This is a genomic window from Pedobacter sp. HMWF019, assembly GCF_003061025.1.
Classification (GTDB): domain Bacteria; phylum Bacteroidota; class Bacteroidia; order Sphingobacteriales; family Sphingobacteriaceae; genus Pedobacter.
Map to the genome: position 1 here is coordinate 1 of NZ_QAIL01000491.1, position 10,468 is coordinate 10,468.

Below are 10,468 nucleotides of genomic sequence, written 5' to 3' on the forward strand. Positions count from 1 at the left end.
CCATTCTATATAAAACAGAATGGTATTTTTGTTTAACTAGTAATTTACATGAGCGATAATAAAACACAGGATCTAATTGATTCCATAAAAAATAAGGGTAAAAATCTGGAATCAGAAATGTCTTTCTTTGACCATATTGATGTACTAAGAAAACATTTATTAAGGGCTTTGCTGGTGATTGTGATTTTTACAGGACTAGCTTTCTGGTTCTACGATTTCATTTTCAATACCGTTATTATGGGACCTAAAAAACCCGATTTCTGGACTTATAGAATGATGTGCAGAATGGTAGACTATTTTCCTTCTTTGGGTTCCGACTTCTGCATTAAAACAATCAAGGGAAAAATTATCAACACAGAAATGGCAGGTCAGTTTACCCTACAGATCAACTCCTGTGTAATGACCGGTATCATCTTTGGAATTCCTTATCTTCTGTTTGAACTCTGGTTATTTGTCAAACCAGCCCTACATGAGAACGAGAGAAAATCGACAAGTGGATTTGTATTTTTTGCTTCCAGCTTGTTCATCATTGGTATCCTGTTCGGATACTTTATCATTTGCCCCCTATCCATTAACTTTCTGACCAACTTTTCAGTGAGTGCTGAAATTGAAAATACCTTTACTATCGATTCCTATTTATCCTCTGTCGCCACGCTAACCATTGGAACAGGGATTATATTTGAATTACCAGTAGTGATCTATATCCTCTCTAAATTTGGTATCATGACACCCAAATTTATGCGTGCCAGCAGAAGATATGCTACAGTGGTTATTTTAATTATAGCAGCAGTGGTTACACCTACCCCAGATATCATTACGATGCTGGTGGTTGCCTTTCCACTATTCATCTTATACGAACTGAGTATCTTTATCTCAGCGCATATTGAAAGAAAAAGAAATAAAGAATTATACGGAACTTCAAAACGTCCGGAGTAAAACGAAAACCATTTAAAACTTAATATGTCTGTTAAACTTAAAATTGCAATTGGGGCTGATCATGCCGGATATGAATACAAAGAAATCATAAAAGCCTATCTGGCTGATTATGAAACAAAAGACTTTGGCACCCATTCTCCGGCATCTGTTGACTACCCTGATTTTGCACATCCAGTTGCAAATGCAGTAGAAAGCGGTGAATTTAATTTTGGCGTACTCGTTTGCGGTAGTGCAAACGGCGTGGCCATTACTGCCAATAAACATCAGCACATTCGTGCAGCAATATGCTGGGAGAACGAAATTGCTTCATTAGCCAGGCAGCACAATAATGCAAATATCATTTGTATTCCCGCAAGATTTGTTTCCGAAGATCTTGCGAAAGAAATGGTGACCACTTTTTTAGATACAGCATTTGAAGGTGGCAGGCATGCCAACCGTGTAGATAAAATATCCTGTTAAATTAAGTTTTGTAAATCCCCCGCTCATGAAGAAATACTTCCTCTATACCAGCTTCGTACTTTTCCTCAGTATAAGTACTTACGCACAAAACAAAACAGCAGTTAGATTTAGTCAAAGCATATCTAAAGACAACGCCTACAAGCACCTGTCTGTTCTGGCATCTGATGAATATGAGGGAAGAGAAACTGGCAAAAAAGGGGCTTGGATGGCTGCTGATTATATCAGAAATCATTTTAAATCACTTGGACTAAAGGGCCCGGTAAACGGCGATTATTTTCAGCCTATTGATATGGTTACCTATAACCTCACCCAGAGTATTGTAACCGTTAATGGCGAACCAAGGCAGGTACTTAGAGATTTTATCATCTACCCAAATAACGTTAGTTTAAATGGGTTTACATTCAATAAAAGCTCGGTTGTCTTTGCCGGATATGGTTTAAACAGAGAGGGATATAATGACTTGGAAGGCTTAAATCTTAAGGGTAAAGTTGTCATGATTTTTGCTGATGGAGATCCCTTCAAAAACGAAGAGAAACCAGCTGACCGAGCTGCTCTGCGCAAAGCCATGGTAGCCAGGCAAGCCAGATTAAAAAGCCTTCTGGATCTTCAGGCAAGTGCCGTTTTGCTGATCGATCTCTCCTGGGAAAAAAACCGGGATCAAATACAGGGAAGTTATAACAATGGCGAAGGACAGCCCATGTTAAAAACACCTGAACTGGAAGCCAGGATAAAAAACCAGAAGACGCTGCCAGTCATTTCTATTTCTCCTGGCCTGGCCAATGAGTTGTTAAAATCAGGTGGAGTAACTGTAGAATCTTTACAGAAGCAAATTGCCGAAACCAAAAAACCTGCATCTAAAGAAGTAGAGGTTTCGTTATGTGCTACAGCTGTGAAAAAGGAAGTGAAAGTAAGAGCAGAAAATGTACTTGGTTTTCTGGAGGGTTCCGATCCAAAACTTAAAAAAGAAATCCTCGTTGTTACCGGACATTACGATCATATCGGTCTGACTTCTTCAGGTCCTGATAAAGTAAACAACGGCGCTGACGATGATGGTTCGGGAACAACTGGCGTTCTGATGATCGCAGAAGCATTTTCTAAAGCAAAGAAAGCAGGAAGAGGCCCAAAAAGAAGCATTCTTTTTATGACTGTTGTTGGAGAAGAAAAAGGCCTGCTTGGTTCAGAATGGTATTCTGAACATCCTGTTTTCCCATTGGAGAAAACCATTACCAATTTAAACATTGACATGATCGGCCGTGTAGATCCCGAACACGAAAAACAACCTGATTACATCTATATCATTGGTTCTGATATGTTAAGCTCGGATCTGGACAGAATTGGTAAAAAGGCAAATACCGATTATATCAAAATGAACCTGGATATGAAATACAACAACAGGACAGATCCTAACCAGTTCTATTATCGCTCAGACCATTATAATTTTGCAAAACATAATATTCCTGTGATTTTTTATTTTAACGGGGTACATGCAGACTATCATCAACCCGGCGATGAGGTAAGTAAGATTAATTTCCCTTTACTAGCCAGAAGAGCGCAATTGGTTTACTATACTGCATGGGAACTTGCCAATGGACCTAAAAGACCTGTTGTAGACAAAAATGAAGATGGAACACCTAAGCACTAAATAAATTTATCAATAGAAAAACCTGCCATCCAAGCAGGTTTTTCTATTTTAAAACCATTTCAAAGATTTAATTCTTTTAGCTATACCCTAATTATTTATATTTGAGCGTGATGAAATCATCACCTGCTAACGAAAAACATATATTCTATAACGATGAAAACTGCTGAGGATTTTTTGGTAAAGGCTGACGAGAAGGCGTTTGATCTGGAACATCGTAAAACGATCAACCACAATATTGGCAAATACAATATTGCTGTGGAAAGAGGATTGTCTAAATTTGAAAACCTAGACAATTCGAAGAAAAAAGCCCATGTAATCAAATGGCGTGTGATGGAGAACCTGGATAAATTCTTACCGGAATTCGAGTCCAATTTCCAACGAAGAGGAGGCAAAGTGATCTGGGCCAATGATGCAAATGAAGCGCAGAAAGAGATTCTAAACATCATTAACAAAAGTGGAGGGAAATCGGTCATCAAGTCAAAATCGATGACGACAGAAGAAATCCATTTAAATGATTTTCTGGAAAAACAAGACATAGAATCACTGGAAAGCGACCTTGGAGAATATATCGTTCAGTTATTGGGGCAACCACCTTACCATATTGTTACCCCGGCGATGCACCTGAGCAAGGAGGACATCGCCAAACTTTTCAACGAAAAATTCGGAACCCCTTTAGATGCTACCCCAGAGCAGTTAACACAAAAGGCCCGGGAATTACTTCGCGAAAAGTACCTGAAAGCAGATATCGGAATTAGCGGGGGTAATTTCCTGATTGCCGATACCGGAAGCATTGCATTAACAGAAAATGAAGGTAATGCACGATTATGTACTACTTTTCCAAAAATACATATTGCCATTGTGGGCATTGAGAAAATCATTCCTTCTATGGCAGATCTGGATCTCTTCTGGCCATTGCTGGCAAGCCACGGAACCGGACAGAACCTGACCGTTTATAATACCATACTAAGTGGACCCAGACAAGCCGGTGAAACAGATGGACCCGAGGAAATGTATGTCATCCTGCTCGACAATGGCAGAACCAATCTATTGGCACAGAAAGAACAACGCCAGGGTTTATACTGTATCAGATGCGGGGCTTGTTTGAATGCTTGTCCGGTATATAAGAACATTGGGGGCCATACTTATAATACTACCTATAGCGGACCTATAGGTTCCATCATCACCCCTCATTTAAAGGGAATGAAAGACTTTAAGCACCTGAGCTATGCCTCCAGCCTATGTGGAAAATGCTCTGAAGTTTGCCCGGTTAAGATCGACATTCACAAGATGCTGCTACTGAACCGAAGAGATGCTGCCGCTCAACACGACAACACCAAATCGGAAGATATGGGCTGGAAGGTTTGGAAAGCAGGTATGCAAAAAAGATCCAGAATGGACATGATTGGAGGAAAACTGAAGAATTTTTTCCTTAAATTTCTATTCAAAAAAGTATGGGGTAAATATCGTTCCATGCCGGAAATTGCCCCAAAATCTTTCTCTAAACAATGGGAAGAAAGGAATAAGGAGCAGAAATAAGAAACCTAAACCGATTGCTAAAAACCAAATAGTATGATGCGTTTTGACAGAAAAAGTAAGGATGATGCAACTTTATTAAACTTATATGAACAACTGCTCTATCCCAGAATGATAGAGGAAAAAATGCTCATCTTACTTCGTCAGGGCCGCATAGGCAAATGGTTCTCAGGAATTGGACAGGAAGCCATTGCCGTTGCCAGTACACTGGCTATGAAGGAAACTGAATATATCCTTCCTATGCACCGTAACCTGGGTGTTTTCACGGCTAGAGAGGTTCCCCTTAAAAAATTAATGGCCCAATGGCAGGGAAAATTAACGGGATTTACCAAGGGAAGAGACCGCTCCTTTCATTTCGGCACACAGGATTACAAAATCATTGGCATGATTTCCCACCTTGGTCCTCAGATGGCATTGGCAGACGGCATTGCCCTGGCTGATCTGATTGAAGGAAAACCACAGGCTACCTTAGTTTTTACAGGAGAAGGGGCAACCAGTGAAGGTGATTTTCATGAAGCTGTAAATGTTGCTGCAGTATGGAACCTACCGGTCATCTTCCTGATAGAAAATAACGGATACGGTCTGTCGACTCCAGTTGCAGAACAATATAACTGTAAAAACCTAGTGGACAAGGCTATAGGTTATGGGATTGAAGGTATCCAGGTAGACGGCAACAATGTACTGGAAGTATATGACGCGATACACGAAGTTGCCGGGCGCATCAGGAAAGACCCCAGACCGGTGCTCATTGAATGCCTTACTTTTAGAATGAGAGGGCATGAAGAAGCTTCCGGAACAAAATATGTACCTGAAGAATTGTTTAAAGAATGGGAAAAAAAAGATCCTGTAAAGACTTTTGAAGCCTATCTCTATGAACAGGGCATACTCAACGACCAATTGGCCGATGCCTTAAAGGCCAGCCTAAAGCAAGAAATAGAGCAGGAAGTAGAAAGTGCTTTTCAAGACCCCGAGCCTGTTGCAAATCCAGAGCACGAACTTCAGGAGATGTACTTTCCTTATCAGCAAAAAGTAGCTGCTCCAGGAGCAGTTAGTTCAGAAATGAGATACCTGGACGCGATCAGCGACGCACTTAAACTCTCTCTACAGCAATACCCTAACCTGGTTTTAATGGGCCAGGACATTGCCGGTTACGGAGGTGCATTTAAAATTACCGATGGATTTAGTGCAACATTCGGTAAGGCAAGAGTCCGAAATACCCCGATTTGCGAATCCGCAATTGTTGGCGCAGGACTCGGTCTCTCTATTAATGGTTATAAAGCCGTCGTAGAAATGCAGTTTGCAGACTTTGTAAGCTGTGGCTTTAACCAGATTGTAAACAATCTGGCAAAAACACACTACCGCTGGGGAGAAAAGGCAGATGTAGTAGTTCGCATGCCAACTGGAGCCGGAACCAGCGCAGGGCCGTTCCATTCTCAGAGCAATGAAGCCTGGTTTACCAAGACTCCAGGACTTAAGGTAGTTTACCCCGCCTTTCCATATGATGCCAAAGGCCTCCTGCTGGCTGCTGTTGAAGATCCAAACCCGGTCATCTATTTTGAACATAAATACCTCTACAGAAGTTTATCCGGACAAGTACCCGAAGGCCACTATACTGTTGAAATTGGGAAAGCCAATATCCTGAAGGAAGGAAAGGACATGGTGATCATCACTTATGGAATGGGGGTACACTGGGCGCTGTCCTATCTCGACCAGTACCCCGAATACTCCATTATGCTGTTAGATTTATACAGTTTACAACCCTGGGATAAAGAAACGGTAAAAACCGCTGTACAGGCAACGGGAAAAGTATTAATTCTACATGAGGATACACTGGGCTCTGGTTTTGGCGCAGAAATTTCAGCCTGGATCTCAGAATACTGCTTTGAATACCTCGATGCTCCAGTGATCAGATGCGGAAGCCTGGACACAGCAGTCCCTATGAATAAAATACTGGAAGACAGTTTTCTTGCGAAAAGCAGACTACACGAAAATGTAGAGAAGCTACGGGCCTATTAGCTGTATTGGCACGATAATGGCCTGTAATTCAGAATTCATATCTAAATAATTTTCCTGTTATGAAATTCTTTAATGCCTTAGTTTCTGTTTACCTTCTGTGTGTACTTTACAGTTGCAATCTTAAATCCAATCACCCTCAGTCTGGGCTGGCGCAGGATACTGTTGCTACAGCAATAAATGAAAAAATCATCAACAGCTACGCTGATTCTATTGACAAAAGCATGGACAAGACAGAAAAAAAAATCAGTTTGCTTTATACCATTAGAGACCATTCTTTCTATGCTGAACAATATCAAAACAACGGAAGTACCCTATTAATGATCTTCCATGACGATAATGGTGCACTAAAGAATACAAGAAAAGCATTCTATTTTAAAAATGACAGTCTTGTTTTGGTAAAAACCAGTAATATCCAGGGAGCCGTATTAAAAGATACGCTTACTTATTTAAGAAACAACACCATTTTTAAAATGGCACAAAGAGAAAGTTCCAATGAGAGCCAGCAAAAAAAACCTTCCTATAAAATGATCAGCACTTCCAATAAAGGAAATCCTGAGGCTTATCAGCGAAAATTCAAATTTTTAGAAGATGCTCTTACGCAGCAAAATCAATTTGAAATGGTATTTGAAGCAATCAATATTCTTCCCGAGGAAAGCTATATGAGCTTAAAAAGTAAAACTAACGGTGCTTATCAGGCTACCCTACTTATACAAGAAAAAGACGCTCTTGTAGATAGTCTTGTCGCTGACCCGTTAAAATACAAAGGTGAAAAGATCCGGTTTAACTGGATCATCAAAGACAATCAGGCCATCTATGTTCCTGTGGCCAGCAAAGTTACTTCGGCCAAAGGGTTGAACAAATAAATATTTCCATTGTCCAGACAAAGGCACCGATACCTTTTTCGAAGCCTTTCTCCTTTACGAAACTTCCGTCCATCCTTAATTGTGAATACGGTGTTTAAAGGGATTTCTTCAAGCCTGGAGGAGTTGTATGCCTGATCATACCTCTTAAGCGCCCTGGAGAGCTGTAAATCGGTACAACTGGATGCTGAAGGATTACTCAGATAGGTTAAAATGGCCCGGTGAATATCTTCTGGAAAAACAGACTGCTCCAAAAAGGGACTCATCATCCTTTTGAAATTGTTTTTCCATTCCTGTCCATGAGGTTTTACTTTATTCTTATGTTCATTCCAGGTCAGTAAATGCGCAAATTCATGAACTGTCGTAACCAGAAAAGCATAGCGGTTCAAATCATTGTTTACAGAAATCTTATGTCCCGCATTTTTAAAGGGATGCCTGTAATCTCCAAGCTTAGTTGCCCTGTTTCTGGATATTTTAAACTCGCACTGGAAATAATCTATCCATTTCGCGATCAGCGGTGCAGCAGCCGGCGGCATATATTGCGTAAGAACTTGTACCTTTTCCACAGAGGCTAAGATAGAAAATTACTTTAATAACTGGTAGGCAATCAGACTGGCTACATAGGCCATCCCCGTCATATATACAATCTGGATCAGCGGCCATTTCCAGGATTTCGTTTCCCGGAATACAACGGCAACAGTGCTCATACATTGCATGGCAAAAGCATAGAACAACATCAAAGAAAAACCAGTCGCAAATGTAAAAATCTGTAATCCAGTATTGGCATCTTTTGCCGCCAGCATTTTGGCCCTGATCGTCCCCGTCTGTGCATCACCTCCTTCTACACTATAGATTGTAGCCATTGTACCCACAAATGCTTCTCTTGCAGCAAAAGACGTAATAAGAGCTATACCAATCTTCCAGTCAAAACCAAGAGGTCTGATTACCGGCTCGATGGTCTGTCCTAATATCCCGGCATAAGAATTTTCGAGGCGTTCTGCGGCTTTATCCCTTTCCAGTGTACTCACCTGTACGCTATCCTTTGAAGCTTCAATCTGCGCATATTTTTTTTCAATCTGCTCCATACGCTTTGGCGGCCCATAGGTTGCAAGCACCCATAGAATAATAGAAATCGCGATAATCACTTTACCAGCTTCAAAGACAAAGGTTTTTGATTTCTCATACATCGTAAAGATCACGTTCTTCCACCTTGGCATCCGGTATACCGGCAGTTCCATAATGAAATAAGATTTTTCTTTGGCTTTGATCAGAAATTTCATCACAAAGGCTACCAATACAGCAGCAAGAATACTAATCAAATACATGCCCATTAATGTCAGGCCCTGCAGATTGATAAATCCAAAAACATGTTTATTAGGAATGATCAAAGAGATCAGTAAGGTATAAACGGGTAAACGGGCAGAACAACTGACCAATGGAGATACCATAATCGTAATGATCCGGTCCTTCCAGCTTTCAATATTCCGGGCACTCATGATAGAAGGCACTGCGCAGGCCAAACTGCCAATCATCGGTACAACCGATTTTCCACTCAGCCCGAATTTACGCATCACTTTATCCATCATAAAAGTCACCCTTGCCATATAACCTGTATCTTCTAAGACAGATATAAAAGCAAATAAGATAGCGATCTGAGGAATAAAGATCATTACACCACCTAATCCCGCAAGAATTCCATCCAGAAAAAGATTGGTCAGAATTCCATCCGGAAGATGCTGATGCCCATAATTTGTTAACCAGGCAAAACTTCCTTCAATCAGTTCCATTGGATAGGATGACCAGGAAAAAATAGAATTAAAAATAAAAAAGAGAATCCCTATAAAAATAATAAATCCCCAGAAGCGGTTGGTTAATACTGCGTCCAGCTTATCACTAAAGATAAATTTACGTTTGGCACCGGTATCCTCTATCACACCAGAAAGAACTGTGCTCAGGTACCTGTAACGGGCAATCGTTTCTGCTCCCTGCTGCTTCGAAGATTCGAAATCTGCTCCTGCTTTTATCCCATCAAGAGTTTTATGTTGCTCTGCAGATAAAAAATCAAGGTGCTGATGCTGGTGAAGCAGCTGTAAAGCAAAATAATCATTTTCCGTACCCAGTAAAGTTTTGGCTTTATCAATCGCTTCTGGTGCCAGTACATGCACATCTGTTCCTGGTAACTGAGTTGGAATCGTTGTACTGTTGACAATTGCCAGTTTAAGTTCATCCAGACCGATATTGCTTCTGGCAGAGATCGCCACCACCTGAATACCCAGCCTTTTAGACAACACGTCAATACTCACCGTCAGACCTTCCTTCTTAGCCATGTCGGTCATGTTCAGCACCAAAATTACAGGGAGACCCAAATCTGCAACCTGTGAATATAACAACAGATTTCTACGGAGGTTCGTCGTATCGGCAACCAAAACGACCAAGTCAGGATGGCTGGAATTACTTTTATCTGCAAGCACCTGGAAAACAATACTCTCATCCCTGCTTTTTGGATACAAACTATAGGTTCCGGGAAGATCTATGATCTCTGCCTGCTGCTGATTGGACAGCTTACAATAGCCTACCTTTTTATCAACGGTAATCCCCGGGAAATTCCCAATTTTCTGGTTTAAACCAGTTAACAAATTAAACAGGGTCGATTTTCCTGTATTAGGATTACCAACCAGGGCAATTTTAAAAACAGAAGCCAAATCTTTATTGTATTATGATAACGGATGCTTCATTTTTACGTAAACAAAGCTGATAGCCGGCTACACGTATAGCCATAGGATCACCAAGAGGCGCAAAACGTTCCACTTCAACTAGTTCTCCAGGCAAACATCCCATTTCCATTAACTTGACTGACATCTCCAAATCTGTAAATGCGACTATAGTTCCTGTTTCTCCTACGTTTAACTGCGAAAGTTTCATTGTCCTAAATTAGGTGGGCAAGTTAGCCTTTATTGATAATAATTCCAAATAAAGGCCAACTTATGTTACATTCTCATCCTCATACCGCCTCTGTCGCCTC

The 10,468-nt window shown here is 40.8% G+C and carries 9 protein-coding genes; 6 read left to right on the forward strand and 3 right to left on the reverse strand.

The genetic code is table 11. The features are described 5' to 3' along the window. The first annotated feature begins 48 nt into the window (after nucleotides 1-48). The 6 genes from tatC to DBR11_RS25345 all read left to right on the forward strand — a co-directional run bounded on the left by tatC (nucleotide 49) and on the right by DBR11_RS25345 (nucleotide 7,449). Nucleotides 49-936 (forward strand): twin-arginine translocase subunit TatC, encoded by an 888-nt coding sequence (tatC, locus tag DBR11_RS25320; protein ID WP_108555362.1) that lies wholly within the window; start codon nucleotides 49-51, stop codon nucleotides 934-936. Nucleotides 937-960: 24 nt separating this feature from the next. Continuing rightward, nucleotides 961-1,395 (forward strand): ribose 5-phosphate isomerase B, encoded by a 435-nt coding sequence (gene rpiB, locus DBR11_RS25325; RefSeq protein ID WP_108555363.1) that lies wholly within the window; start codon nucleotides 961-963, stop codon nucleotides 1,393-1,395. Nucleotides 1,396-1,420: 25 nt separating this feature from the next. Further along, nucleotides 1,421-3,037 (forward strand): M28 family peptidase, encoded by a 1,617-nt coding sequence (locus DBR11_RS25330; RefSeq protein ID WP_108555364.1) that lies wholly within the window; start codon nucleotides 1,421-1,423, stop codon nucleotides 3,035-3,037. A 153-nt stretch (nucleotides 3,038-3,190) separates the two neighbouring features. After that, a complete protein-coding gene (locus DBR11_RS25335; protein ID WP_199233959.1) occupies nucleotides 3,191-4,573 on the forward strand; it encodes a LutB/LldF family L-lactate oxidation iron-sulfur protein in 1,383 nt (460 codons plus the stop codon). Between the two features lie 33 nt (nucleotides 4,574-4,606). Then, complete coding sequence (locus DBR11_RS25340; RefSeq protein WP_233260910.1) at nucleotides 4,607-6,586, forward strand: thiamine pyrophosphate-dependent enzyme; 1,980 nt, start codon at nucleotides 4,607-4,609, stop codon at nucleotides 6,584-6,586. 59 nt (nucleotides 6,587-6,645) lie between these two features. Then, complete coding sequence (locus DBR11_RS25345; protein ID WP_108555367.1) at nucleotides 6,646-7,449, forward strand: hypothetical protein; 804 nt, start codon at nucleotides 6,646-6,648, stop codon at nucleotides 7,447-7,449. Here the strand turns inward: DBR11_RS25345 and DBR11_RS25350 are convergent. The 3 genes from DBR11_RS25350 to DBR11_RS25360 are packed head-to-tail and all read right to left on the reverse strand — an operon-like array spanning nucleotide 7,398 to nucleotide 10,368. Then, complete coding sequence (locus tag DBR11_RS25350; protein ID WP_233260911.1) at nucleotides 7,398-8,012, reverse strand: SprT-like domain-containing protein; 615 nt, start codon at nucleotides 8,010-8,012, stop codon at nucleotides 7,398-7,400. The genes DBR11_RS25345 and DBR11_RS25350 overlap by 52 nt on opposite strands. An 18-nt stretch (nucleotides 8,013-8,030) precedes the next feature. Further along, nucleotides 8,031-10,148, reverse strand: a complete 2,118-nt coding sequence (gene feoB / locus DBR11_RS25355) for a ferrous iron transport protein B (protein ID WP_108555369.1) — start codon at nucleotides 10,146-10,148, stop codon at nucleotides 8,031-8,033. A gap of 4 nt (nucleotides 10,149-10,152) precedes the next feature. Further along, entirely contained in the window at nucleotides 10,153-10,368 is a 216-nt protein-coding gene (locus tag DBR11_RS25360) for a FeoA family protein (RefSeq protein ID WP_108555370.1), read from the reverse strand. Between the last annotated feature and the right edge of the window lie 100 nt (nucleotides 10,369-10,468).